This is a genomic window from Vibrio alfacsensis, assembly GCF_019670485.1.
Lineage (GTDB): Bacteria > Pseudomonadota > Gammaproteobacteria > Enterobacterales > Vibrionaceae > Vibrio > Vibrio alfacsensis.
The window spans coordinates 2,750,439-2,777,300 of record NZ_AP024165.1 but is presented as its reverse complement, the minus strand read 5'-3'; the positions used below and the strand labels follow the sequence as shown (position 1 = coordinate 2,777,300).

The 26,862-nt window shown below is 45.0% G+C and carries 13 protein-coding genes, 3 tRNA genes, 3 rRNA genes, 1 pseudogene and 1 riboswitch; of the genes and pseudogenes, 13 read left to right on the top strand and 7 right to left on the bottom strand.

Annotation, left to right across the window (positions count from 1 at the left end; genetic code table 11):
- Window positions 1–281: 281 nt before the first annotated feature.
- From VA249_RS12785 to VA249_RS12760, 6 genes are all read left to right on the top strand, one after another.
- Window positions 282–1,834, top strand: a 16S ribosomal RNA gene (locus tag VA249_RS12785).
- A gap of 67 nt (window positions 1,835–1,901) precedes the next feature.
- Window positions 1,902–1,978 (top strand) — tRNA-Ile (locus tag VA249_RS12780).
- Between the two features lie 40 nt (window positions 1,979–2,018).
- Window positions 2,019–2,094 (top strand) — tRNA-Ala (locus VA249_RS12775).
- 312 nt (window positions 2,095–2,406) lie between these two features.
- Window positions 2,407–5,299 (top strand): 23S ribosomal RNA (locus tag VA249_RS12770).
- 91 nt (window positions 5,300–5,390) lie between these two features.
- Window positions 5,391–5,507, top strand: a 5S ribosomal RNA gene (gene rrf / locus VA249_RS12765).
- Together the 16S, 23S and 5S rRNA genes with 3 tRNA genes alongside form the textbook arrangement of a ribosomal RNA operon.
- A 65-nt stretch (window positions 5,508–5,572) precedes the next feature.
- Window positions 5,573–5,649 (top strand) — tRNA-Asp (locus VA249_RS12760).
- Window positions 5,650–5,830: 181 nt separating this feature from the next.
- On the opposite strand, the pseudogene VA249_RS24330 reads toward VA249_RS12760, so the two are convergent.
- Window positions 5,831–6,285, bottom strand: a pseudogene (locus VA249_RS24330) (IS630 family transposase); the annotation flags it as partial.
- Window positions 6,286–6,582: 297 nt separating this feature from the next.
- Complete coding sequence (locus tag VA249_RS12745; RefSeq protein WP_221068203.1) at window positions 6,583–7,863, bottom strand: cation:proton antiporter; 1,281 nt, start codon at window positions 7,861–7,863, stop codon at window positions 6,583–6,585.
- Between the two features lie 189 nt (window positions 7,864–8,052).
- Here VA249_RS12745 and metH point away from each other — a divergent pair, with 189 nt between their 5' ends.
- Window positions 8,053–11,733 (top strand): methionine synthase, encoded by a 3,681-nt coding sequence (metH, locus tag VA249_RS12740; RefSeq protein ID WP_221068202.1) that lies wholly within the window; start codon window positions 8,053–8,055, stop codon window positions 11,731–11,733.
- A 72-nt stretch (window positions 11,734–11,805) separates the two neighbouring features.
- Here metH and lysC read toward each other — a convergent pair whose 3' ends face one another.
- A complete protein-coding gene (gene lysC, locus VA249_RS12735) occupies window positions 11,806–13,158 on the bottom strand; it encodes a lysine-sensitive aspartokinase 3 (protein WP_221068201.1) in 1,353 nt (450 codons plus the stop codon).
- Between the two features lie 119 nt (window positions 13,159–13,277).
- Window positions 13,278–13,456: riboswitch (Lysine riboswitch) on the bottom strand.
- 223 nt (window positions 13,457–13,679) lie between these two features.
- On the opposite strand from lysC, the gene VA249_RS12730 reads away from it, so the two are divergent.
- The gene (locus tag VA249_RS12730) at window positions 13,680–14,801 is read left to right on the top strand and encodes a pyridoxal-phosphate-dependent aminotransferase family protein (RefSeq protein ID WP_221068200.1); all 1,122 of its coding nucleotides are present in this window, start codon (window positions 13,680–13,682) and stop codon (window positions 14,799–14,801) included.
- Window positions 14,802–14,854: 53 nt separating this feature from the next.
- Here the strand turns inward: VA249_RS12730 and VA249_RS12725 are convergent, their stop codons facing one another.
- From VA249_RS12725 to VA249_RS12710, 4 genes are all read right to left on the bottom strand, one after another.
- The gene (locus VA249_RS12725) at window positions 14,855–16,633 is read right to left on the bottom strand and encodes a PglL family O-oligosaccharyltransferase (RefSeq protein WP_221068199.1); all 1,779 of its coding nucleotides are present in this window, start codon (window positions 16,631–16,633) and stop codon (window positions 14,855–14,857) included.
- A 66-nt stretch (window positions 16,634–16,699) separates the two neighbouring features.
- A complete protein-coding gene (gene uvrA / locus VA249_RS12720; protein WP_221068198.1) occupies window positions 16,700–19,522 on the bottom strand; it encodes an excinuclease ABC subunit UvrA in 2,823 nt (940 codons plus the stop codon).
- Window positions 19,523–19,700: 178 nt separating this feature from the next.
- A complete protein-coding gene (galU, locus tag VA249_RS12715; protein ID WP_211915879.1) occupies window positions 19,701–20,573 on the bottom strand; it encodes a UTP--glucose-1-phosphate uridylyltransferase GalU in 873 nt (290 codons plus the stop codon).
- A 159-nt stretch (window positions 20,574–20,732) separates the two neighbouring features.
- Window positions 20,733–21,377, bottom strand: a complete 645-nt coding sequence (locus VA249_RS12710; protein WP_128810046.1) for a LuxR C-terminal-related transcriptional regulator — start codon at window positions 21,375–21,377, stop codon at window positions 20,733–20,735.
- A gap of 277 nt (window positions 21,378–21,654) precedes the next feature.
- Here VA249_RS12710 and VA249_RS12705 point away from each other — a divergent pair, with 277 nt between their 5' ends.
- The 5 genes from VA249_RS12705 to VA249_RS12685 all read left to right on the top strand — a co-directional run bounded on the left by VA249_RS12705 (window position 21,655) and on the right by VA249_RS12685 (window position 26,845).
- Window positions 21,655–22,188 carry a single-stranded DNA-binding protein gene (locus VA249_RS12705; RefSeq protein ID WP_128810047.1) on the top strand — a complete coding sequence of 178 codons (534 nt, stop codon included), beginning with the start codon at window positions 21,655–21,657 and terminating at the stop codon, window positions 22,186–22,188.
- Window positions 22,189–22,403: 215 nt separating this feature from the next.
- On the top strand, window positions 22,404–24,413 hold the full coding sequence (gene csrD, locus VA249_RS12700) for an RNase E specificity factor CsrD (protein WP_221068197.1): 2,010 nt from the start codon (window positions 22,404–22,406) through the stop codon (window positions 24,411–24,413).
- A gap of 11 nt (window positions 24,414–24,424) precedes the next feature.
- Window positions 24,425–25,873: an MSHA biogenesis protein MshI gene (locus VA249_RS12695; RefSeq protein ID WP_221068196.1), complete on the top strand. Its 1,449-nt coding sequence runs from the start codon at window positions 24,425–24,427 to the stop codon at window positions 25,871–25,873.
- Window positions 25,870–26,520: a type II secretion system protein GspM gene (gene gspM, locus VA249_RS12690; RefSeq protein ID WP_221068195.1), complete on the top strand. Its 651-nt coding sequence runs from the start codon at window positions 25,870–25,872 to the stop codon at window positions 26,518–26,520. The genes VA249_RS12695 and gspM overlap by 4 nt, the downstream gene beginning before the upstream one ends.
- On the top strand, window positions 26,513–26,845 hold the full coding sequence (locus tag VA249_RS12685) for an MSHA biogenesis protein MshK (RefSeq protein ID WP_221068194.1): 333 nt from the start codon (window positions 26,513–26,515) through the stop codon (window positions 26,843–26,845). Before gspM ends, VA249_RS12685 begins: the two co-directional genes overlap by 8 nt.
- The last annotated feature ends 17 nt before the right edge of the window (window positions 26,846–26,862 follow it).

Sequence of the window (26,862 nt, the reverse complement as noted above, 5' to 3'; positions counted from 1 at the left end):
AAGCGTATTATACGCACCTCGCTTAAGTGCTAAGGCACTGAAAGCCAAGCTCTTTAACAATATAGACCTATCAATCTGTGTGGGCACTCGTTGATGATAATCCAATTAGAAACTTCGGTTTCAAATTAGGTTTCAATGAACTGAGTGACCAAACGAGTCGAAAGACTTGGCACAGTCAATTCATTATCGTTCTGTTGGAACGATAATAGCTTTAAAATTACTTCTTACTTTCGAGTAAGAGCAGTTTTGAAGTCAGTATTCATTGAGCCGAACAAAATCTTAAATTGAAGAGTTTGATCATGGCTCAGATTGAACGCTGGCGGCAGGCCTAACACATGCAAGTCGAGCGGCAGCGACAACATTGAATCTTCGGAGGATTTGTTGGGCGGCGAGCGGCGGACGGGTGAGTAATGCCTAGGAAATTGCCCTGATGTGGGGGATAACCATTGGAAACGATGGCTAATACCGCATGATGCCTACGGGCCAAAGAGGGGGACCTTCGGGCCTCTCGCGTCAGGATATGCCTAGGTGGGATTAGCTAGTTGGTGAGGTAAGGGCTCACCAAGGCGACGATCCCTAGCTGGTCTGAGAGGATGATCAGCCACACTGGAACTGAGACACGGTCCAGACTCCTACGGGAGGCAGCAGTGGGGAATATTGCACAATGGGCGCAAGCCTGATGCAGCCATGCCGCGTGTGTGAAGAAGGCCTTCGGGTTGTAAAGCACTTTCAGTAGGGAGGAAGGTTCATGCGTTAATAGCGTATGGATTTGACGTTACCTACAGAAGAAGCACCGGCTAACTCCGTGCCAGCAGCCGCGGTAATACGGAGGGTGCGAGCGTTAATCGGAATTACTGGGCGTAAAGCGCATGCAGGTGGTTTGTTAAGTCAGATGTGAAAGCCCGGGGCTCAACCTCGGAATTGCATTTGAAACTGGCAGACTAGAGTACTGTAGAGGGGGGTAGAATTTCAGGTGTAGCGGTGAAATGCGTAGAGATCTGAAGGAATACCGGTGGCGAAGGCGGCCCCCTGGACAGATACTGACACTCAGATGCGAAAGCGTGGGGAGCAAACAGGATTAGATACCCTGGTAGTCCACGCCGTAAACGATGTCTACTTGGAGGTTGTGGCCTTGAGCCGTGGCTTTCGGAGCTAACGCGTTAAGTAGACCGCCTGGGGAGTACGGTCGCAAGATTAAAACTCAAATGAATTGACGGGGGCCCGCACAAGCGGTGGAGCATGTGGTTTAATTCGATGCAACGCGAAGAACCTTACCTACTCTTGACATCCAGAGAAGCCAGCAGAGATGCAGGTGTGCCTTCGGGAACTCTGAGACAGGTGCTGCATGGCTGTCGTCAGCTCGTGTTGTGAAATGTTGGGTTAAGTCCCGCAACGAGCGCAACCCTTATCCTTGTTTGCCAGCGAGTAATGTCGGGAACTCCAGGGAGACTGCCGGTGATAAACCGGAGGAAGGTGGGGACGACGTCAAGTCATCATGGCCCTTACGAGTAGGGCTACACACGTGCTACAATGGCGCATACAGAGGGCAGCCAACTTGCGAAAGTGAGCGAATCCCAAAAAGTGCGTCGTAGTCCGGATTGGAGTCTGCAACTCGACTCCATGAAGTCGGAATCGCTAGTAATCGTGGATCAGAATGCCACGGTGAATACGTTCCCGGGCCTTGTACACACCGCCCGTCACACCATGGGAGTGGGCTGCAAAAGAAGTAGGTAGTTTAACCTTCGGGAGGACGCTTACCACTTTGTGGTTCATGACTGGGGTGAAGTCGTAACAAGGTAGCGCTAGGGGAACCTGGCGCTGGATCACCTCCTTATACGATGATTACTCACGATGAGTGTCCACACAGATTGATACGGTTTATAAGTAAAAGAGACGATACTGGGTCTGTAGCTCAGGTGGTTAGAGCGTTCGCCTGATAAGCGAGAGGTCGGTGGTTCGAGTCCACTCAGACCCACCACTTCCTTTTAGGAATTGGTATGCAGTATCGACACCTAGATGGGGCTATAGCTCAGCTGGGAGAGCGCCTGCCTTGCACGCAGGAGGTCTGCGGTTCGATCCCGCATAGCTCCACCATCTTTAAGCACTCTTACGAGAGTTTTTAAAAATGGTTACTTCATGAGAAGTGATTAGCTCTTTAACAATTTGGAAAGCTGACAAAACAAATCTTGTCTTAAATAGATAAGCGTTTGTTTGTAAAGTTCTCAAAGTATTCATTTCGATGAATACACAAAAACACATTCAAGTGTTCTTGGGTTTTGCGAAAGCAAAACATATTTGAGTCCGGCAAAATCGATAGCTATCTCGCTCATTCAAATAATGAGATAGCAACTTTGGTTGTTTAAACAACAATCTCAAGATTTCTTCTGAAACTCTTTGGGGTTGTATGGTTAAGTGACTAAGCGTACACGGTGGATGCCTTGGCAGTCAGAGGCGATGAAAGACGTAGTAACTTGCGATAAGCCCAGATTAGGTAGTAACAACCATTTGAGTCTGGGATTTCTGAATGGGGAAACCCACTAGCACAAGCTAGTATCATTAACTGAATTCATAGGTTAATGAGGCGAACCGGGGGAACTGAAACATCTAAGTACCCCGAGGAAAAGAAATCAACCGAGATTCCGAAAGTAGCGGCGAGCGAAATTGGACTAGCCCTTAAGCTTTATATGCGTTAGACGAACGGTCTGGAAAGTCCGGCGATACAGGGTGATAGCCCCGTAGTCGACAACGCACATTCAGTGAAATCGAGTAGGGCGGGACACGTGATATCCTGTCTGAATATGGGGGGACCATCCTCCAAGGCTAAATACTACTGACTGACCGATAGTGAACCAGTACCGTGAGGGAAAGGCGAAAAGAACCCCTGTGAGGGGAGTGAAATAGAACCTGAAACCGTGTACGTACAAGCAGTAGGAGCAGGCATTGCGTCCTGTGACTGCGTACCTTTTGTATAATGGGTCAGCGACTTATATTCAGTGGCAAGGTTAACCATCTAGGGGAGCCGTAGGGAAACCGAGTCTTAACTGGGCGTTCAGTCTCTGGATATAGACCCGAAACCAGGTGATCTAGCCATGGGCAGGTTGAAGATTGAGTAACATCAATTGGAGGACCGAACCGACTAATGTTGAAAAATTAGCGGATGACTTGTGGCTAGGGGTGAAAGGCCAATCAAACCTGGAGATAGCTGGTTCTCCCCGAAAGCTATTTAGGTAGCGCCTCGGACGAATACTACTGGGGGTAGAGCACTGTTAAGGCTAGGGGGTCATCCCGACTTACCAACCCTTTGCAAACTCCGAATACCAGTAAGTACTATCCGGGAGACACACGGCGGGTGCTAACGTCCGTCGTGGAGAGGGAAACAACCCAGACCGCCAGCTAAGGTCCCAAATTATTACTAAGTGGGAAACGATGTGGGAAGGCTCAGACAGCCAGGATGTTGGCTTAGAAGCAGCCATCATTTAAAGAAAGCGTAATAGCTCACTGGTCGAGTCGGCCTGCGCGGAAGATGTAACGGGGCTAAGTAATAAACCGAAGCTGCGGCAATGAAGTTTACTTCATTGGGTAGGGGAGCGTTCTGTAAGCCGTTGAAGGTGTGTTGTAAAGCATGCTGGAGGTATCAGAAGTGCGAATGCTGACATGAGTAACGATAAAGGGGGTGAAAAACCTCCTCGCCGGAAGACCAAGGGTTCCTGTCCAACGTTAATCGGGGCAGGGTAAGTCGACCCCTAAGGCGAGGCCGAAAGGCGTAGTCGATGGGAAACGGGTTAATATTCCCGTACTTCTTACAATTGCGATGGGGGGACGGAGAAGGCTAGGTGGGCCTGGCGACGGTTGTCCAGGTTCAAGTGCGTAGGCTTAAGAGTTAGGTAAATCCGGCTCTTTTTAAGGCTGAGACACGACGTCGAGCTACTACGGTAGTGAAGTCATTGATGCCATGCTTCCAGGAAAAGCCTCTAAGCTTCAGATTGTAAGGAATCGTACCCCAAACCGACACAGGTGGTCGGGTAGAGAATACCAAGGCGCTTGAGAGAACTCGGGTGAAGGAACTAGGCAAAATGGTACCGTAACTTCGGGAGAAGGTACGCTCTTGATGGTGAAGTCCCTTGCGGATGGAGCTGACGAGAGTCGCAGATACCAGGTGGCTGCAACTGTTTATTAAAAACACAGCACTGTGCAAAATCGTAAGATGACGTATACGGTGTGACGCCTGCCCGGTGCCGGAAGGTTAATTGATGGGGTTAGACTTCGGTCGAAGCTCTTGATCGAAGCCCCGGTAAACGGCGGCCGTAACTATAACGGTCCTAAGGTAGCGAAATTCCTTGTCGGGTAAGTTCCGACCTGCACGAATGGCGTAATGATGGCCACGCTGTCTCCACCCGAGACTCAGTGAAATTGAAATCGCTGTGAAGATGCAGTGTACCCGCGGCTAGACGGAAAGACCCCGTGAACCTTTACTACAGCTTGGCACTGAACATTGACCCTACATGTGTAGGATAGGTGGGAGGCTTTGAAGCAGGTACGCTAGTATCTGTGGAGCCGTCCTTGAAATACCACCCTTGTAGTGTTGATGTTCTAACGTCGACCCCTTATCGGGGTTGCGGACAGTGCCTGGTGGGTAGTTTGACTGGGGCGGTCTCCTCCCAAAGAGTAACGGAGGAGCACGAAGGTGGGCTAATCACGGTTGGACATCGTGAGGTTAGTGCAATGGCATAAGCCCGCTTGACTGCGAGAATGACAATTCGAGCAGGTGCGAAAGCAGGTCATAGTGATCCGGTGGTTCTGAATGGAAGGGCCATCGCTCAACGGATAAAAGGTACTCCGGGGATAACAGGCTGATACCGCCCAAGAGTTCATATCGACGGCGGTGTTTGGCACCTCGATGTCGGCTCATCACATCCTGGGGCTGAAGTCGGTCCCAAGGGTATGGCTGTTCGCCATTTAAAGTGGTACGCGAGCTGGGTTTAGAACGTCGTGAGACAGTTCGGTCCCTATCTGCCGTGGGCGTTGGAGAATTGAAAGGGGCTGCTCCTAGTACGAGAGGACCGGAGTGGACGAACCTCTGGTGTTCGGGTTGTGTCGCCAGACGCATTGCCCGGTAGCTAAGTTCGGAATCGATAACCGCTGAAAGCATCTAAGCGGGAAGCGAGCCTTGAGATGAGTTCTCCCTGATACTTTAAGTATCCTAAAGGGTTGTCGGAGACTACGACGTTGATAGGTCAGGTGTGTAAGTGCTGTGAGGCATTGAGCTAACTGATACTAATTGCCCGTGAGGCTTAACCATACAACACCCAAAGGGTTTTGATGGACTCAAAGCAAGAACAGACTTGATTGTGTAGAGAACACAGAAACAGCTTTCCAGATTAAAGAATTTGCTTGGCGACCATAGCATTTTGGACCCACCTGATTTCCATTCCGAACTCAGAAGTGAAACGAAATAGCGCCGATGGTAGTGTGGGGCTTCCCCATGTGAGAGTAGGACATCGCCAGGCTTTAATTTTAAGGTAAACGCGTTGAACGGCGATTACCGGATAGAGAGAAATCTCTGTCACCGTGTGGAGCGGTAGTTCAGTTGGTTAGAATACCGGCCTGTCACGCCGGGGGTCGCGGGTTCGAGTCCCGTCCGCTCCGCCATTTATTCAGATGAAGCCCCAGCAGAAATGCTGGGGCTTTTTCGTATATGCATAAACTTGGTCTTCGAGCAACGAGTCCCGCTTGAACGCAAGCTCGGCCGCTTCGTTGTTTATTCGGAAAGCCTAACTATACGTAGTAAGGTTTTTGTCGCTTTAAAATACAGTAATACCAATCTGGAAAATTAACTGTTCAGGTTAATCCAGTCTCTTGTGCACATTTTGGTAACTCTATCAGCGTTCTCCAAGAATCGATTCCACGCAGTGCAAACTTTCGCCACAATATCCCGATAATCGTCAAAGTTTTGGTTGGTAAGATAGTGCTGCCTGAGCCAACTCCAAACTTGCTCAATCGGGTTTAGCTCTGGTGAGTAGGGGAGGAATTTGATGATACTGAGATTATGGAATGCTTGTGCAATGTCATTTGTGTGCCAGCCTGCACCATCCATAATGACCACTCTGTTACGACCCTTTCGGTGACTGCGGAGATCTGCTTAAGGTGTTCAACTATGATCTCCTTGTTAACCCAAGGAACAACCATTGCTTCTCCGATCCCTCTAGTAGGGCATATTGAGCCAAACAAATAAGCATACTTAAATTGCTGTTGTTTTACCGCTCTCGGCCTTGAACCACGTTCAGCCCAAAGTCGAGTGGTCGTATTTTGCTGGCCAAATCTCGCTTCATCTTGAAACCAGACATCAACGCTCTCAAGTCATATATGGCCTGGAATCTTAAGTATCATTCCGATGAGGAATTTTTTCAAAGCTTGTTGCGCTTGGAGTGACAGCTTTGCTTAGGGAGTTTAGAGCGAGCAATCGTATTTTTCTTTAACTGGTATGTACCTGGATATTTAGATGAAATAAAAAAGGCAGCCATTTGGCTGCCTAATCGTTATATTTCTCTGATCCTAATATTTGGAATGTCGCTTAAAAAGCGTTTATTCCAACTCCCTTTCGGCCTGTTTCGCTTTCTCAATCATTGGTGTGATGGTTGAGCCTTGAATAAGAATTGAGAAAACAACCACAGAGTAAGTCATGACCATGATGATTTCTTTCACGTCGATTAGCTTATCAGGAATGACTAAGATCCCCGATGGAATCGAAAGAGCCATGGCTAAAGCAAGACCACCTCGTAAGCCTCCCCACGTTAGAATTCTGATCGACCAAGGGTTATACGTTCTGTAGCGTTTAAAACCAATGTAAGAGATGAAAACACTTAGATAGCGACCTGACAACACTAATGGAATCGATACTGCCATGAGAATCCAGTCTTCTTTGTGGAATTCGAACAGCAGCATAGACATTCCGATCAAGAGGAAAAGGACACCGTTTAGAAACTCATCAACCAACTCCCAGAAGTGGTCTAGGTGATCTTCACTCTCTTTCGAGAAGCCAATAAAGCGCGTCCAGTTTCCAATCATAATTCCTGAGACTACCATCGCTAATGGACCTGATACATGTAGGTATTCTGCCAAGGCATAACCAGCGGTTGGAATGCCAATTGTTAGTAGCAATTCCATTGAATGATCATCGGTCGCACAAATTAAGTAGTGGAATAGAAGACCAAGTAAGAAACCATAAACAATTCCGCCCATCGCTTCTTGAATAAACAGTAATGTTACACTGCCAACCGTTGGTGTTTCGTTTCCGAATGCGATAGTAAAAATAGTGACAAAAATAACAAGGCCAAAACCATCATTAAAGAGTGATTCTCCTTCTATTTGTGTAGAGATGCGTTTTGGGGCATGTAATTTTTTGACGATAGCTAATACTGCGATGGGATCCGTTGGTGAGATTAATGCGCCAAAGAGTAAGCAATATACTAAATCGAATTGAATGCCGATAAGTAAACAAAATCCATAGAGAGCAAAACCGATGAAAAATGTCGAGAATAGTGTCGCTCCCAGAGCAAGAACAGTTATCTCCCACTTTTGATCTTTTAAATTGGGTAGTTTTATACCAAGACCACCTGCAAATAAAAGAAATCCGAGAATCCCCTTAAGTAAAAAATCTTCAAAATTAATGCTAGTGATGGTTTCTGTCGCTATTTCAGTTAGTTGAAACCAACCATTTTGACCTGCAATTAGAATAAGAAGAGAAAGTATCATTGAGCCTGCAGTGATTGCTATGGTGGTCTGCATTTTTCCTATCTTGCTGTTTATAAAAGCAATTAGCATTGCAGCGGCAGATAAGAAACATAAAGTATGATATACCGACATGAGATTCTCTATTTGTAACAATTTATGAATGGAATTCTCGGACTATGTTGACTAAATAGCAAACATTTTTTCGAGATTATTTTGTTACTAGAAAGGATACAAAAAAATCACAATTCGCATTTTGGACGTCTAGACTCCTCTGAATTGTGTGATAGGATGGTTAGATAATTAAGGGAATGAGGCTGTACTGTGGGAAGTAATGTAAGACAACAGATTGAAGCTCTATTGATGGAACGTATTCTGCTGATCGATGGTGGTATGGGTACCATGATTCAAGGATACAAACTTGAAGAGCAAGATTATAGAGGAGAGCGCTTTGCTGATTGGCATTGCGACCTAAAAGGCAACAACGACTTGTTGGTGCTGACTCAGCCTCACTTGATTAAAGAAATTCATTGCGCTTATCTGGAAGCTGGCGCAGATATTCTTGAAACGAACACGTTTAACGCAACGACTATTGCGATGGCTGACTATGAGATGGAGCGTTTGAGCGAAGAGATAAATTTCGCAGCCGCTAAACTCGCTCGTGAAGCCGCTGATGAATGGACCCTTAAAACCCCTGATCGTCCGCGATATGTTGCCGGTGTTCTTGGTCCTACCAATCGAACTTGTTCTATTTCTCCTGATGTGAACGATCCTGGCTATCGAAATGTTTCCTTTGATGAGTTAGTAAAAGCATACTCTGAATCTACTCGCGCCCTGATAAAAGGTGGCTCTGATCTTATCTTAATCGAAACCATCTTTGATACCCTGAATGCCAAAGCGTGTGCATTTGCTGTTGATAGTGTTTTTGAAGAGCTATCGATTGATCTACCTGTCATGATCTCAGGGACGATTACCGATGCTTCTGGTCGTACTCTTTCTGGCCAAACGACAGAGGCTTTCTATAATTCTCTACGTCATGTTAAACCGCTTTGTTTTGGTTTGAACTGTGCTCTAGGACCAGATGAACTGCGTCCTTATGTAGAAGAGCTTTCCCGTATTTCAGAGTCTTTTGTTTCTACTCACCCAAACGCTGGATTGCCAAATGCTTTCGGTGAATATGATTTGTCGCCAGAAGATATGGCAGTGCATGTTAGAGAGTGGGCAGAAAGTGGCTTTTTAAATCTTATAGGTGGCTGTTGTGGTACGACACCAGAACATATCCGCCAAATGTCGATAGCTGTTGAGGGGATTTCTCCGCGTAAATTACCCGAACTGACAGTCGCTTGTCGTCTTTCAGGGTTAGAGCCATTAACGATTGAGAAAGATTCACTCTTCATCAATGTTGGTGAGCGCACTAACGTAACGGGCTCCGCTCGCTTTAAGCGACTTATCAAAGAGGAGCTCTACGATGAGGCATTAGAAGTGGCTCGTCAGCAAGTTGAAAACGGTGCGCAGATCATTGATATCAACATGGATGAAGGCATGCTCGATGCAGAAGCATGCATGGTGCGCTTTTTAAATCTTTGTGCTTCTGAGCCTGAAATTTCTAAAGTGCCTGTTATGGTGGACTCTTCTAAATGGGAAGTTATCGAGGCTGGTTTAAAGTGCATTCAAGGAAAAGGGATCGTGAATTCTATTTCCTTGAAAGAGGGAAAAGAAAAGTTTATCGAGCAAGCTAAGCTGATACGTCGTTATGGTGCCGCAGTGATTGTGATGGCGTTCGATGAGCTTGGCCAAGCGGAAACTCGCGAGCGCAAGCTTGAAATCTGTACAAACGCTTATCGAATCTTAGTCGATGAAGTTGGCTTTCCCCCGGAAGATATCATTTTCGATCCCAATATCTTTGCGGTGGCTACAGGTATTGAAGAGCACAATAACTATGCGGTGGATTTTATTGAAGCCGTTGCCGATATCAAACGTGACCTACCACATGCCATGATCTCTGGCGGTGTTTCTAATGTTTCTTTCTCTTTCCGAGGCAATAATTACGTTCGTGAGGCGATTCATGCCGTGTTCCTGTATCACTGTTTTAAAAACGGTATGGATATGGGAATCGTAAATGCGGGACAGTTAGAAATTTACGATAACGTACCTGATAAATTGCGTGAAGCGGTAGAAGATGTAGTGCTTAATCGTCGAAATGACTCTACTGAGCGATTACTCGATATTGCAGCAGAATTTGCTGGAAAAGGGGTAGGTAAAGAAGAGGATGCCTCCGCGTTAGAATGGCGAACATGGTCTGTCGAAAAGCGCTTAGAGCATGCTCTAGTCAAAGGTATTACTGAATTCATCATTGAGGATACTGAAGAGGCTCGTCTTAAAGCATCTAAGCCACTTGAAGTTATTGAGGGGCCATTGATGGATGGCATGAACGTTGTTGGTGACTTATTTGGTGAGGGTAAGATGTTCCTCCCTCAAGTTGTTAAATCCGCACGTGTCATGAAGCAGGCAGTCGGCCATTTAGAACCATTTATTAACAAAGAGAAGCAGGCTGGATCGTCGAATGGCAAAATTTTACTGGCGACGGTAAAAGGTGATGTACACGATATTGGTAAAAATATTGTTGGGGTAGTTTTACAGTGTAATAACTATGAAATCATCGATCTAGGAGTGATGGTTCCATGCGAAAAGATCCTCAAAGTTGCCAAAGAAGAAAACGTCGATATCATTGGTTTATCTGGCTTAATTACTCCGTCTCTTGATGAAATGGTTCATGTCGCAAAAGAGATGGAACGCCTTGATTTTGACCTCCCTTTACTGATTGGCGGTGCAACCACATCAAAAGCGCATACCGCTGTTAAGATTGAGCAAAACTATAAACACCCTGTGGTTTATGTAAACAACGCATCCCGAGCAGTTGGAGTGTGTACATCGCTGCTTTCAGATGAACTTCGCCCTAGTTTTGTTGAAAAGTTGGATGCGGACTATGATCGTGTTCGTGATCAACATAACCGTAAAAAGCCACGAACTAAGCCAGTAACTTTAGAAGAAGCACGAGCAAATAAAGTGGCCATAGATTGGTCCTCCTATACACCGCCAGCTCCTGTGAAACCGGGGATTCATATCTTCGATGATTTTGATATCTCGATGCTCCGCCGTTATATCGACTGGACACCTTTCTTCATGACGTGGTCGTTAGTAGGTAAGTACCCAACTATATTTGATCATGAAGAAGTAGGGGAAGAAGCACTGCGATTATACAAAGATGCCAATGAGTTACTGGATCGTGTGGAACGAGAGGGGTTACTTAAGGCGCGAGGGATGTGTGGTTTATTTCCTGCTGCAAGTGTGGGCGATGATATTGAAGTCTACACTGACGAATCACGTACTGAAGTTGCAAAAGTATTGCTTAATTTACGTCAACAAACTGAGAAACCGAAAGGCTTTAACTACTGTTTGTCTGATTACGTTGCCCCAAAAGAGTCAGGCAAGCAGGATTGGATTGGTGCTTTTGCTGTGACTGGTGGTATTGGTGAGCGAGAACTCGCTGATGAGTACAAGGCTCAAGGTGATGATTACAATGCAATCATGATTCAAGCGGTTGCTGATCGCCTTGCAGAAGCCTTTGCTGAATGTCTGCATGAGCGAGTACGTAAAGAAATCTGGGGTTACGCGGTGGATGAAGATCTATCAAATGAAGAACTGATCCGTGAAAAATACCAAGGTATTCGACCTGCGCCTGGTTATCCGGCTTGCCCTGAACACACGGAGAAAGGACCACTTTGGGAGCTCATGAATGTTGAAGAGAATATCGGAATGTCTCTAACATCGAGTTATGCAATGTATCCTGGTGCATCTGTATCAGGTTGGTACTTCTCGCATCCTGACTCTCGTTATTTTGCGATCGCTCAGATCCAAGAGGATCAACTACAGAGTTATGCTGATCGCAAAGGTTGGGAACGGATCGAAGCGGAGAAGTGGCTAGGTCCAAATATTAATGGTTAATCAAACCACCAATAATAAGGGCTGTCATGTGCAGCCCTTATTGTTTTTTTGCGAATAAAGTAAAAGCCGTTTTTACTGTTCAAATAGCTCTGTGTGTAGTTTCTGAATCGCTTGGCGTGATACTGATTCGTGGACGAGGAAACACAAGTTATGTGGACTAGCACCGTAGCAGATCATCCGTAGGTTGAAGTCTTCTAGCGTGCCAAATACTTGTTTTGCATAGCCTTTGCTTTCACTCATATTGTTTCCAATCAGAGCGACAAGACATAAGTCATGCTCCACCTCTACTTTGCACAACTCCTCAAGTTCTTCGCGCGCAGCTTGTGGCAATTGAGGAGCACCACCTGAGGTATCGGTTTGATCTAATGTTAATGACACACTGATTTCAGAAGTTGTGATCAAATCAACGGAGATTTTGTGCTTGGCGAGGATCTCAAAAACTTTTGCTAAGAAGCCATAGGCGTGGAACATGTTTGCACTACGTAATGTGACCATGGTTTGGTTGCAACGTAAAGCTAGAGCACGGAATAGCGGCGAACTTTCTACTTGATGACGAATCCATGTTCCGCCTTTTTCTGGTTCTTTAGAAGAGCCCACAAAGACAGGAATATCGTGACGAAGTGCTGGAACTAACGTCGATGGGTGAAGGATTTTAGCACCGAAATTTGCCATTTCAGACGCTTCGCTAAAGCTGATTTCTGGAATTGGTGCTGCTTTTGATGCAATGCGAGGATCGGTGGTATAAATTCCAGGCACATCTGTCCAGATCTCTAGACCAGAGGCTTTCACTCCCTCAGCGATGAGTGCTGCACTATAGTCACTACCACCTCGTCCTAGAGTGGTGGTGTTTCCATTTTCATCGGAGCCAATAAAGCCTTGAGTAATAACAACGTACTCTTTGCATAAGGGAATCAGCTTTTCTTGTGCAAGTTGCGAAATGTCCTTAAGGCTAGGCTCTGCTCGTCCAAAGTTTCCATCTGTTTTAAGTACGTCCCGGATATCAAATCGAGTTGCTTGAACGCCACGTTCACGCATGACCTGCGTAAGGATATGAGTCGACATCAGCTCGCCACAAGCGACAAGGTGATCGGTCAATTTGATGTTGGCTTGAATTGATGCGGCTTCGGCTAGGCTCGTTACCGTATCTAGAATTGCATAAACCTCACTTGCGGTTTTGGTGGCATCTTCTAATTGCGATAAGATTGATTCGTGAATATTGGCTAACTTTTGTAGTATTTCTGCACGATGTTCTTGATCTTGTACACCATTTGCTAGCTCTACTAAAAGATTTGTCACGCCTGAACATGCGCTACTGACAACAAGACGGGTATTTGGATTGTTTTCAATGATGGTAGCGCAACGGCTCATTGCCTCAAAGTTGGCTACACTGGTCCCACCGAATTTTGCTACGTTAAATGCGCTCACTGCGTTCTCCCACGACTTCCTAAAATAACAACAATAGTTGGTTGTCTAATACATCCAATGTTTAGTGAGGAAAGGAACAGAGCAAATAGAGAGGTAGTAAGAATGTCATTAAAAAATTTACCCTCAGAAGCTCTTCATCAGACGGTGCTGATGACAGTTGATGGGACTCAACCCAAGCCAACCGACAAGTCAAATCCTGCAACTTTGACTTACCTCGGCACTGCTCCCCCTGAGTGATGAGTATTGGAATTGCGGCTCCACAAATCACCTACCTGGGCAGTGCTCCTCTTCTGCATAAAGCTCAAACATTGAACGGTTTTGCTGTCACAATGTCAATCAATATCTCAACCAAAATGAAAGTTTTTATTAACGAATTTGTGACAGTGGTTTGACCTCTATACTTAGGGCTAATTGCTGTTAGACAAAAAATCTATTAGGGTGAAAAGTTCAATACCTGAGCAATCATTTTGAATAGAACTTTTATTTTGCTCAGGATGAATGACTGCAATCAAGGAGCTGACATGTCAATCCAAAGCTTTATTCCACCACATCGCATTTTGATGGGGCCTGGCCCATCAGATATTTCACCTCAAGTATTACAAGCGTTAAGTCGACCGACTGTTGGTCATCTAGATCCACTTTTTATCGCGATGATGGATGAATTAAAACAGTTACTAAAATATGCTTTCCAAACTGAAAATGAATTTACTATTGCGGTTTCTGCGCCAGGTAGCGCGGGAATGGAGGCTTGTTTTGTCAACTTAATCGAACGAGGCGACAAGGTGATTGTCTGTCGTAATGGCGTCTTTGGTGAACGTATGCGTGAAAACGTCGTGCGTGCTGGTGGTGAAGTCGTCGTCGTTGATGATGAATGGGGAGCTGCGGTCTCGGTGAATAAAGTTGAAGAGGCACTACAGCAACATCCAGATGCAAAGGTTTTGGCGTTTGTACACGCAGAAACGTCAACAGGTGCCGTGAGCGATGCACAAGCATTGGGTAAACTGGCGAAGCAATATGGATTGCTATCAATTGTTGATGCGGTGACATCACTGGGTGGCGTGCCACTTTTCGTTGATGAATGGCAATTAGATGCGGTGTATTCAGGAAGTCAAAAGTGTTTGTCATGTGTTCCTGGTTTATCACCTGTGACATTTTCTTCTGCTGCGATTGAGAAAATTCAATCGAGAACGACACCGGTGCAAAGTTGGTTCTTAGATCAAAGTTTAGTTTTGGGCTATTGGAGCGGTGATGGCAAACGCAGTTATCACCATACTGCGCCAGTCAATAGTTTATATGCATTACATGAAGCATTGCTGATTTTGAAAAATGAGGGTTTGGAAAATGCTTGGGCGCGTCATAGGCAGATGCATGAAAAACTAAAGGCAGGCTTGCAGAAACTCGGTTTTGAGTTTGTGGTGGAGGAGGCCGATCGCTTACCTCAACTTAACGCTATTTATGTACCTGAGGGTATTGATGAAGCTAAAGTTCGTAATCATCTATTGGAAACGTACAATTTAGAAATTGGTGCGGGCCTTGGCGCACTGGCTGGGAAAGCTTGGCGAATTGGTTTGATGGGGTATGGTGCACGAGCAGAAAATGTTGCTTTGTGTTTGCGTGCTTTAGAAGAATCGTTGAACGAATAAAATGATGGCGCACGGATAAAGAAAAGCGAAGGTTTCCCTTCGCTTTTTTGTGTTTATTTGCCAGCACCAGAGGTTTGTGAGGCAGAAACTGCTTGAGACGGTGGTTGGTAATTGACGTTACTAAAATCGATCTTAGGGAACAAGAATTGAGCTTCGGCACGGATTTGCTCTGCTTTACTTGAGTCATTCAAACCTTGATAAGCTAAGATCAGATTGTTGTAAAACGCTGGGCGTGGTTTATCTTTGATGATAGCCAAAGACCAATCGATATAAGGTTGAATTAAACTTGGGTCTTGCTTATAAAGTCCAATGTTCAAGAATGTGCTATAGACATCCCAATCGAAACGATCTTTCCAAACTACGGGGTTTGTCACACGATTCAATATCTCCGGATTGGTTGGGCGAGTTGTCTCAAATTTCATCAAGATATAGTTAGTATGTAATGCGCTGATCATATAAAAGCTAATGACAGCAGGAATGATGAGGCTGCATACACGAAGCAAACTCTTCGTCACTTTGCTAAATGGTGCTTGATGATAACGGGATACGCGCTGATCGACCCAGTACAGAAGAATGATAAAAATAATCCAGTGTACAAAGGAGTGATAAAACGGGTACTCCAACTGTGAATGTAAAATGATAGGGATAAAGAGCGCAAGTAATGCAAGACGAGTTCCTCGTTTCGCTTGTGAAATGCGATGAAGTACGATCGCCATGGCTAACATGATACCCAATATTGGCAATAAACCACCCTCAACTCCCCAATAGAGCAGTTCATTATGTGGATGGTCCATTGATGGCAATCCAGCTGGATAGTGTTCATTAAGCGCATGTTGGCGAGCGGTATATAGCATGTATTCAGACTCGAACTTACCATATCCATAACCCGTGAATGGTTTCTCTATCACCATGTCTAAGGCTTGTGGAAAGGTATAGGTTCTTGGTGATTCCATATTCACCTTCTCGCTCGCTAGCCCTCCGCCATCAGGAAAAGCCATATGCATAATGGTGACTGACAACAGAAGTCCTGTAGCTAAAGAAGCTACCCAACGCAGAAAGCGTCCTTTTGTCGCATAACGGTACATGTACGGAATGATCAGCAATACTGCAATGATAGAGGCAAGCCAACCAGTGCGAGAGGCGAGAGCGACAATTAGGGGAATGGTCAGAACTGGCACCGCATAAAGTAAGTAAACGTCACTTAGCTTGTGGGAATACTTGTAAGGTTGACGTGCGAGTAAATAACTTGCGATCACCAGTCCAGTGGCAAGAAAGCTCGCCATGACATTCGGCTGCTGGAATATACCATAAGGGCGATTAGCCTCTGTGTTATAGCCAAATACATTCCCAGGTTGCAGATATAAATATTGTACCAAACCAAAGGTAGCCTCAATGACCACTGCAAGGACAATAAACCACAGTAAGCGTTGACGGTGTTTATTACTAAAGTGAAATTGCTGCAGCACTACGAAAAATAGCATGCCACACCAAAGACCGATTAACTTGTTTGCCGCCAGTACCGTGTTGGCATTCGGATAGAAGATGGGGATCGTCATGATCACGCAACTGGCGAGTAAGGCGATGGTCAGCTTGGAATAGCGTAGAACTCGATTGGTCGCAAGTTGATAGCATCCAATACCTAACGCAAAGCTAAATGCGATCCAAGTACTTGCATTGAATGACAGGGCAAGGCCTGAGCCTCCAGGGTTTGGCATAAAAAAGTGCATCGCCAACAAAAATAATGCTGCCAATGCGATAAGAAACTTTCTATTGAGAGGAACGGTTACTTTGCTCTGTGAAAGTTTGGTTCCACTAACGTGTATAGTTGCCATAGATATTTTGTTGTTTTGAATGAAAAAAGACCAGCAATGGCTGGTCTTGTACTTTACCTGTTTTTTCTACTTCAACATAGGTTTAAGGAAGCGAGCAGTATGTGAACCTTTGATCTGAGACACATCTTCTGGTGTACCTTGAGCGATGATTTCACCACCACCTTGTCCACCTTCAGGTCCTAAGTCAATGACCCAGTCTGCTGTTTTAATCACATCAAGGTTGTGTTCAATGACAACGACCGTGTTGCCGTGATCGCGTAAACGATGCAATACGGTGAGTAACTGTTGAATATCATGGAAGTGCAGACCGGTCGTTGGCTCATCCAAGATATATAGGGTTTTACCGGTATCACGTTTAGAAAGCTCTCTTGCTAATTTTACACGCTGTGCCTCACCACCTGACAGTGTTGTTGCCGCTTGACCTAAGCGAATGTACGATAAGCCGACATCCATGAGCGTTTGCAACTTACGTGCAATCGCAGGTACAGGATCAAAGAAAGTGCGAGCGTCCTCAACGGTCATGCCTAATACTTCATCGATAGTCTTGCCTTTGTAGTGCACTTCTAGGGTTTCACGGTTGTAGCGTTTACCTTTACATACATCACAAGGAACATATACGTCGGGTAAGAAGTGCATTTCCACTTTGATTACACCATCCCCCTGACAGGCTTCACAACGACCACCGCGAACGTTAAAGCTAAAGCGGCCCGGTTTGTAACCGCGTGAACGAGACTCTTGTGTACCCGCAAACAGTTCACGAATTGGAGTAAAGATCCCAGTATAAGTCGCCGGATTTGAGCGTGGGGTTCGACCAATCGGGCTTTGGTCGATATCAATCACTTTATCAAAGTGCTCTAGGCCTTTGATGGATTTATAAGGTGATGGATGTGCTGTCGTTGCCCCATTGAGTTGGGTGTGCGCTATCTTAAAGAACGTATCGTTGATCAGTGTTGATTTTCCCGAGCCTGATACACCAGTAATACAGCTAAACAAGCCGACAGGGATAGATAGGTCAACATTCTTCAGGTTATTGCCTGTTGCCCCAAGCAATTCAACGGTTTTCTTTGGATCACGCGGTGTACGTTCTTTCGGTATGGCAATTTCTTTTGCACCGCTTAGGTACTGCCCTGTTAAAGAGTTCTGGTTCGCGATGATATCTTCCATCGTCCCCTCAGCAACCACGTTTCCGCCATGCACTCCCGCACCAGGGCCAATATCGATCACATGGTCAGCGCAGCGAATTGCATCCTCATCGTGCTCGACGACTAACACGGTATTACCTAAATCACGCAGATGAGTCAGTGTTTTTAGTAGACGTTCGTTGTCACGCTGGTGGAGGCCAATTGAGGGTTCATCGAGAACGTACATGACACCAACAAGTCCGGCACCGATTTGGCTAGCCAAACGAATTCGCTGAGCTTCGCCGCCTGATAGCGTTTCCGCACTGCGTGACAAGTTTAAGTAGTTCAAGCCAACGTTAACTAAAAACTGCAGGCGATCGTTGATCTCTTTCATCACTTTTTCAGCGATTTGCGCACGTTGCCCCTCTAGTTTCAGAGAGTGGAAGAAATCCAATGCATCGGCAATACTGAGTTCAACAATCTCTGGCAGCGTTGTCTCGGCAATAAAGACGTTACGCGCTTCAAGGCGTAAGCGAGTTCCACCACAACTTGAACAAGATTTGGTGGAGATATATTTGGCAAGCTCTTCACGTACTGAGTTTGATTCTGTATCGCGATAACGACGCTCAAGTGTATTCAGGATACCCTCGAAAGGATGACGCTTAACACGAATATCCCCGCGATCGTTGATGTATTTGAATTCGACTTCTGTACGACCAGAACCTTTCAAAATGATCTCTTGAGTTTTCTTTGGCAGAGAATTAAACGGTGCATGAAGATCGAATCCGTAATGATCTGCCAGTGAAGAAAGCATCTGGAAGTAGTAGTAGTTTTTCTGATCCCAGCCGCGAATCGCACCTTGTGCCAAACTTAAAGATTCATCTTGAATTACACGGCTTGGGTCGAAATACTGCTGCACACCTAGGCCATCACACGTGCCACAGGCTCCGGCAGGGTTGTTAAACGAGAACAAACGAGGCTCAAGTTCTTGCATGCTATAGCCACAAATAGGGCAAGCAAAGTTGGCAGAGAAGATCACTTCTTCACCGTCGCCATCCATCGGTGCGACAACAGCAATGCCACCAGAAAGTTCTAGTGTCGTTTCGAATGATTCAGCCAAGCGTTGTTGCAAATCTGGGCGCACTTTAAAACGGTCCACAACCACTTCAATGGTGTGCTTTTTGTGAAGTTCTAGAGTTGGTGGATCGGAAAGATCGCAGGTCTCACCATCAATACGGGCTCGGATAAAACCTTGAGCGGCAAGATTCTCTAGTGTTTTTACATGCTCACCTTTGCGTTCTTTCACGATCGGAGCAAGCAGCATCATTTTGCTGCCCTCGGGTAACTCGAGCACTTTATCAACCATTTGGCTGATGGTTTGCGCCGCTAAAGGTGTGTGGTGAGTTGGGCAACGAGGTTCACCTACGCGTGCATAAAGGAGACGCAAGTAATCGTATACTTCCGTAATGGTGCCTACGGTTGAACGTGGGTTGTGCGATGTCGATTTTTGTTCAATTGAAATTGCTGGTGATAAGCCCTCAATATGATCAACATCTGGTTTTTCCATTAGAGACAAAAACTGGCGAGCATACGCCGAAAGCGATTCCACATAACGCCTTTGGCCCTCTGCATATAAGGTGTCGAAAGCGAGAGAAGACTTACCTGAACCACTCAACCCGGTGATCACGGTGAGTTTGTCACGGGGAATCGTGAGGTTGATGTTTTTGAGGTTATGGGTGCGGGCACCACGAACTTCTATTTTATCCATCGTTTTTGCTCTATGTATAACCAAGTGAGGCAAGTATTACATAGTGTGAGAAATGTGCAAAGAGAATACTGGACAAAAAAACAGTAAACAAAAAGCCCGGCACAAGACCGAGCTTTTAACATGAAAGCGATGTCCCGTCCTGAAATATGTTCACATATTGAGGACGATACAGGTGCTATTACGCTTCGCGTTTTGTTGCGTGCTTACCCAATTCTGATTTTTTCTCATCTTTTAGGTATAGGTTTTCAAAGCAGTAGTTTGTTGCTTCGATGTAGCCTTCTACGCTACCACAGTCAAAACGTTGGCCTTTAAATTTATATGCGAGTACACAGCCTGCTTTTGCTTGTTTAAGCAGCGCATCTGTAATTTGGATTTCACCACCTTTACCTGGCTCAGTATTTTCGATCAGCTCAAAAATATCTGGGGTTAAGATGTAGCGACCAATGATAGCTAGGTTGCTTGGTGCAGTGCCAGGCTCAGGTTTTTCAACCATGTCGTCAACGCGGTAAATATCGTCTTTGATCATTTCACCAGAAATCACACCGTACTTGTGCGTCTCTTCTGCAGGCACTTCTTGAACGGCAACAATAGAGCAACGGAATTGCTTAAATAGCGTAACCATTTGAGCAAGAACGCCTTCCTCTTCATTCACGCAAAGGTCATCCGCTAGAACTACCGCGAATGGTTCATCACCAACCAACTCACGACCAGTCAAAATTGCATGACCTAGGCCTTTCATTTCGCGTTGACGAATGTAAGTGAAGTTTGCAGAGTCAATGATTTCACGAATGTCTACCAGTAGATCTTCTTTGTTGGTCCCACTGATTTGGTGCTCAAGTTCGTAGTTCTTATCGAAGTGATCCATGATCGAATGCTTACCACGACCAGTAACGATACACATGCCGTTCATACCAGCTTGAATCGCTTCTTCTACGCCATATTCAATCAGAGGTTTGTTTACCACTGGCATCATCTCTTTTGGCATAGACTTGGTCGCTGGTAGGAAGCGAGTACCGTAGCCTGCCGCAGGAAATAGACATTTTTTAATCATTGGGGGAATATCCTTTCTCATTTTTAGTCAAGAATTTGGGCGATACTTTAACACGATAGATGCATATGAATCATGAATAAAGTAAGAAAAACTGTGAAACCAGAGGCAGAATGACACATAGTCCAGATGTCACAACATTAGTTATACGGCATGGTTTGATTAAGACATTAGGTTTTGATCTGCCCAAGCTATTGCTTGAACTCGATTTTTTACCGAAAGCTTTTTAAAAATCTGATACAAGTGTGACTTGATGGTGAATTCACTGACGAAAAGATCTTCCGCCATTTGAATGTTTGAAGAGCCTGCTTGCAAACAGCGAAGCACTTGGAGCTCACGGATAGTTAAATCAACGGTTGCTGGCGCCGTATGTGTATTGATCACATTGCGATAGTAATGGAGCAGTTGGCTTGTGACATTTCTTGGTAACCAGTTTTGCCCATTGATAATACCCATGAGTCCCTCTCCAACTTGTTCTGTGGATTGGTACTGGTAGAAAATACCTTTTAGCTGTCCGAGTGTCAGCAAGTCATCAGTGGTGAGACGTTTTGGGACGTTGAACACGACGGTCTCAAAGTTCTTCCAAATCAGCGGTAGGTTCTTTATAGATTGAATCAGGTATTTGTGTTCAGCATAGTCAATCACTAATATCTTGTTGCGGTGTGTAGGATTCGCCTCCATCAAGGCATCCGTAGTAATGACCGGGATCTCGATATCCATGTATTTCTCTATCGCTTCTACTTTTCTTTCAGCATGTTTTTCTACGCTGACAAGAAACAGTTTTCTCGCGTAAGCTGATTTTTTCACGTGTTGAGTTCTCCCTATGCAATATCGCCCATACGTTGTCATTATTGATTGCTAAGGACCACATGCTTGATGAAGAAATGCGTTGAGATTCAAAGGTTCACGAAACGATGTTTGCAAAGCGAATCAAAAATGCAACACATTGAAGTTTCATTGGTGTATCTGCTGACAGTGTGCTGTCTAAGTAACACAATCGGATTGGACTTTAATCAAAACATTAAAGCGTGTTATTCTAATGCGCTAAAATTTTATATATATCCAGAGTGAGACGGAGCACATCATGGCCAGCCGTGGAATTAACAAAGTTATCTTAGTGGGAAATCTTGGCAATGACCCAGAAATTCGTTACATGCCTAATGGCGGTGCAGTAGCAAACATTACTATTGCTACCTCTGACTCATGGCGCGATAAAGCGACTGGTGAACAGCGCGAAAAAACGGAATGGCACCGTGTAGTGCTATTCGGTAAGCTAGCTGAAGTAGCAGGTGAATACCTACGTAAAGGCTCACAAGTTTACATTGAAGGTCAATTGCAAACACGTAAGTGGCAAAACCAACAAGGCCAAGATCAGTACACAACAGAAGTTGTAGTACAAGGTTTTAATGGCGTTATGCAAATGCTTGGTGGCCGTGCTCAAGGTGGCGCTCCAATGGGTGGTCAACAACAGCAGCAGCAACAAGGTAGTTGGGGTCAGCCACAACAACCTGCACAGCAGCAGTACAATGCACCACAACAGCAGCAACAGGCTCCGCAGCAACCACAGCAGCAATACAATGAGCCACCAATGGATTTCGATGACGACATTCCGTTCTAGATTGTTCTTATTATAAATCCCATGAGCCGCGTAATCACGCGGCTTTTTTATTGCCATTCGGGCTAACGATTCTGCGCTCCTGGTTTAGTACTAAAGTCTGGTATTTGTTAGTCTTAGCCTCTCACTATTGTACGAATCCGATTGTTTACTGAACACTTATCAAGTATAAGTAATTCAACAAGGTATATGATGAATAGAAAAGGAATTTGGTATTCATGAGGTATACCCCAACTCTAAAGTTAAGCACGCGTTTGGTGGCCTTTGTCACCATGATCGTTATTTGCGCGATGTTTATTTTGTTTGTCGGTGGCACCCTCTCTTTTAAACGGCTTGGACAAGAATATCTCACTCATTATTTGGAGGGGATTGTTGAAGTTGTTGATAAAGAGATGGAAGACCCTGACGCTGCGTACTCGATGCAGCGTTGGATGCCTAAGATGCTACAAGCAAGTAACATCGTTGAAATGACGCTATCGACCAATAATGCCGTTGTTTATCGTTTCAAAGACACCTCTCATAAGATAGATAAATCGATACTGATTGAGCAAGAGTTTCAACTCGCTCACAATCAAGACTACGTTATCTATTTCAAGGCACTTCCTCCTTATCTCGGTTATGGCTACTCGATGCAGGCTCTGTGGTCGATCACGCTAGCCGTCGTATTGATCATTTTTTGCTTAATGCGCGGTGTTGCTTGGTTAAAAGAGCAACTAGAGGGCTCCGAGATGCTTGAAGAGCGCGGTCGAATGATATTGGCTGGCCGGGTAGAGCAGTATGCAAAAGGGGACGAGAGGGAGTGGCCTTATACAGCGAGTGAAGCGCTCGATGTCTTGATTGAAGAGCTCCAAGATGCACGTCAAGAACGAAGTCGTTTTGATACATTTATTCGAACACAGACGTTCCTCGATAAGCTGACAGGTACGGCAAACCGTGTCTTATTTGATAGTAAATTGGAATCCGCCCTTTTGGAAAGTGGCGCTCGTGGCGCCGTGCTCTTAATACGAATTCAAGACTGGAAGCTCGTAGAAGAAGAGCAAGACAAGCAAACCTGTGATGAATTTATCGTCGAGGTGGGTAGCTTATTATCAAATTTAGTGCAGCGTTTTCCCGATGTCGTCTTCTCCCGATACTATGATGCGGACTTTGCTCTATTTCTTCCTCATCACTCCGGTAAAGACGTGGCAAACTTGGCTTCGCAATGCATTCGTCAGCTCGAAAAATTGCACCCACCATACCCATTAAATGAAGAAAACTGGTGTCACATCGGAATGACGATGTACAAAGAAGGTGAGCGCCATAGTCAAATTATCGATGAGGCGGAAACGGCGTTAAGGAGTGCTCAGCTACAAAATAGCAATAACTGGAGTCGCTTCAAAAAATGGAATCATGATGAAAATGTGCGCGGCAGTGTGAGATGGCGTACGCTATTTGATTCAGCACTCACCTCTGAAAATGTGATACTCTACGCACAATCTGCCTATTCAATAGGTGATATGAAGCATAAAAAATCATTGCATAATGAGTTAACCTGTCGAATCCTCGATCCAGAGAATGGCATGGTAAAAGCATCTCGCTTTATCTCAGCAGTGCGGCAAGTGGGCTATGAAGCACAGATGGATCGTGCGGTTTTGAATAAGTTCTTAAAAGACTTTAAAGATAACTTTGATAGCTCTAGACACTACGTCCTCAATCTCAATGTCGTACCATTTGGTCATCGAGAGTATTTTAAGTGGTTTCGAGATGAGCTTTTGCAATTGTCTCGAGAGCAGAGAAAATGCCTAACGTTTGAGTTTGTTGAAGCGCAATTTGTCCGATATTTCGATTTTATGCGACCTGTTGCAAAAATGCTGGCCGGTTTAGAGTGCCAGATCATGATTGGGCAGGCAGGGCGAACGATAGTCAGTACTCATTATTTAAAAGAAGTGGACATTCGTTACCTTAAGCTTCATCGAAGTTTGGTCGCAAAGATCGATCAAAGGCATGAAAATCAGTTGTTTGTCCGAAGTATGTTGGGCGCAGCTGCAAACAGTAAAACTAAAATAATAGCAGTGGGTATAGAGAATAAGCATGAGTTGAACACCTTGGTTGAACTCGGGGTGTTCGGTGGTCAGGGACGCTATTTTTCGGCAGAAGAACAGTTTCTTCCAGTACCAAGCATCACGCTAAGTTCTCATTCAGATTCCCAAGTTAAATTGGGAAGACGCAATCGCTGGCGGAAAAAATAAAGATAACGAACATGGATTTTAAAGCAGTATTCGATAAGCTGAAGCGCTCATCGATAGGTGGGCGTACGTGCTTTTTGGTTGTTCAACCAGATGCCATCTATTTATCAACACCGGCCTCTAGTAACAGGCCTTCACGATTTGAAATTTCTGACTCAAATTGGGAGCGAGCCTGTGAACAAGCGTTGAGTGTTGCAGCGAGTGGTTATGATGCTTTAAGTGTCGTACTCTCGCATAACTACTATCAGATGTATCAAATCGATAAACCGGCAATGCCTCGTAATGAGTGGTCATCTGCATTGCCGTTTTTGTTGAAAGAGCTGATTTCTGAACGTGCCATTGACATCATTGCTGATGCCGTTGAGTTGCCAAACTCAAGTAAGGTGCAAGCGTATGTTGTATCAAGAAAAATGGTGGACAAACTGGCGCTTCTTGCTAGCCGTGTCAACCTAACGCTGGATGCGATTATCCCAGAAGATGATGTATGGGGTGATACTGCTGGAGAACTTGGTCATTTTTTACTTCTACAGCGAAGTAAACGCGGTCATTTTAGAATCAGTGCTTTTGTTGATCATACCATCGCATTCCACCGTTCAATTCGCAGTGTGACACCACCATTAACAGGCGTCCCATCAAGCGAATTGCAAATGGACAGCCTTTCACTGGAATTGCAACGTTCGATCGATTACTTGTCCTCACAGTTACGTAATGTTCAGTTACACCAACTGAAAGTGTGCTGTGATGAAGAGGATGAGAATGAACTGGTTCAATCCCTGAACTACCGTTTGAGCACTAAAGTTTCTCCTTTGCTCGCTGAAGAGCATGAACTTTCAGGGCGAGTGTTAGCCGATAGCGCGGCTGCCAATACGGGTGTGCGTCGCGTTAATCTATATCCCGACTTCTTAAAACCGAAAAAAAACTTACTGACATTAAAGAATGTGGTCATTTCTTGGGTGGTTGCTGCCGCTTTGATCGTGTTGTCTTACGGCTATGTGACATGGCAGAGCTCAGGCGTCGAAGATGAGATTGCGATTGTAAAGAGCAAAGGCAATATCATGAAGTCGGAACTAGAACGTTACCAAGTGAGGCTTCGTAAACACCAACCCGATACCAATAAGTTAGCGGCAAAAGCCCGACTAGAACGAGAAGTGAAAGCCAAACGCGACTCGATGAAAGCGGTTGGAAAATATGACGATTCGCAACGAACAGGCTACTCCGGAGTGATGCAGTCGCTGGCGAAACTAGGCAGCAGCAATATCTCTTTGTCAGACATTCATATCGACAGTACTACGCTCGATCTTAAAGGTTTAGCGAAAACGCCGAGCGCAGTACCAAACTGGGTGAGTCAGTTTAAGAATGAAATTAGCCTAATTGGACGCACATTCGATGATGTGAGCATTGGTCGCAACGAGGATAATGTAGTGACGTTTGAGTTGAAGACTCGTGGAGGCAAAGCGCAATGAATGATATTTGGCTTTCTTTAGAAGAACGTTTCGAAGAAATGAGCGTTCGAGAAAAAATGCTGGTGGCGCTTTGTGGCTTGGTAACGGTTGTTATGTTGTTGTTTACGTTGGTATTAGAACCGAAATTAAATGAGGTAACCAGTAACGATAAGCAATTGAGCAACTTAAAGCTCACGAACCAAAAGACAGAAATTGATATTTTGCGCATTCAAGCGCAGTTGAAAAAAGATCCTAATGCGGAAATAGATCAACAAATCTCTGATCTGTTGGCGGAAAGTCATCACCTTTCTATGCAATTGTCAGAGATCATTGAGCACTTAATTACACCATCTCAAATGGCTCAATTACTCGAAAGTGTATTGGAAAAACAAAGCGGTATTCATTTGCTGTCATTGCAGACATTACCTGCTGAACCGATCACGGAAGATAAAGAAGCTTCTCAATACTCAGGCTACTACGTTCATCCGGTTCGAATGGAGCTGACGGGCGATTATTTTTCTATCGTCAATTACCTAAGCAAGTTAGAGGGTTTACCTTCGAGTTACTACTGGCGCAGCTTCAATTACAAAGTGGAAGAATATCCAAAAGCGAAGTTGGTACTGGAAGTTTACACATTAGGTTCAAGAGAGGAGTTTATCGGTGGTTAAGAAACTCATGATCTCAATTGCCCTCGTAGTGGTGTCTGGTTCTGTTTTTGCGAATCAAGATCCAACCGCGCCATTAGGGTGGAAACAACCGGCTGCTCAAGCGCAAGCTAAGCCTAAAGTGAAGCAGTATCGTGTACCGACGCTCAATAGCATCGTATGCAAACCAAATTCAGATTGTATCGCCATATTGAATAACCGCCTTGTTGAGCAAGGAGCCCAAGTTAATGGGTATCGAGTGTCGCGAATTACCAGTGAATTTGTAACCTTAAAGCGAGGCGACCGTCATTGGAAGCTTGAGCTTTTCCGTTTGAATGTAAAAAAATAATAACCAGAGCCTGATCA

Bases quoted from the DNA above. Each gene is read 5' to 3' on its own strand.
- VA249_RS12725 (WP_221068199.1), bottom strand. From the start codon at position 16,633: ATGGCAACTATACACGTTAGTGGAACCAAACTTTCACAGAGCAAAGTA.
- VA249_RS12705 (WP_128810047.1), top strand. From the start codon at position 21,655: ATGGCCAGCCGTGGAATTAACAAAGTTATCTTAGTGGGAAATCTTGGC.
- VA249_RS12745 (WP_221068203.1), bottom strand. From the start codon at position 7,863: ATGTCGGTATATCATACTTTATGTTTCTTATCTGCCGCTGCAATGCTA.
- galU (WP_211915879.1), bottom strand. From the start codon at position 20,573: ATGATTAAAAAATGTCTATTTCCTGCGGCAGGCTACGGTACTCGCTTC.
- VA249_RS12695 (WP_221068196.1), top strand. From the start codon at position 24,425: ATGGATTTTAAAGCAGTATTCGATAAGCTGAAGCGCTCATCGATAGGT.
- VA249_RS12730 (WP_221068200.1), top strand. From the start codon at position 13,680: ATGTCAATCCAAAGCTTTATTCCACCACATCGCATTTTGATGGGGCCT.
- gspM (WP_221068195.1), top strand. From the start codon at position 25,870: ATGAATGATATTTGGCTTTCTTTAGAAGAACGTTTCGAAGAAATGAGC.
- csrD (WP_221068197.1), top strand. From the start codon at position 22,404: ATGAGGTATACCCCAACTCTAAAGTTAAGCACGCGTTTGGTGGCCTTT.
- uvrA (WP_221068198.1), bottom strand. From the start codon at position 19,522: ATGGATAAAATAGAAGTTCGTGGTGCCCGCACCCATAACCTCAAAAAC.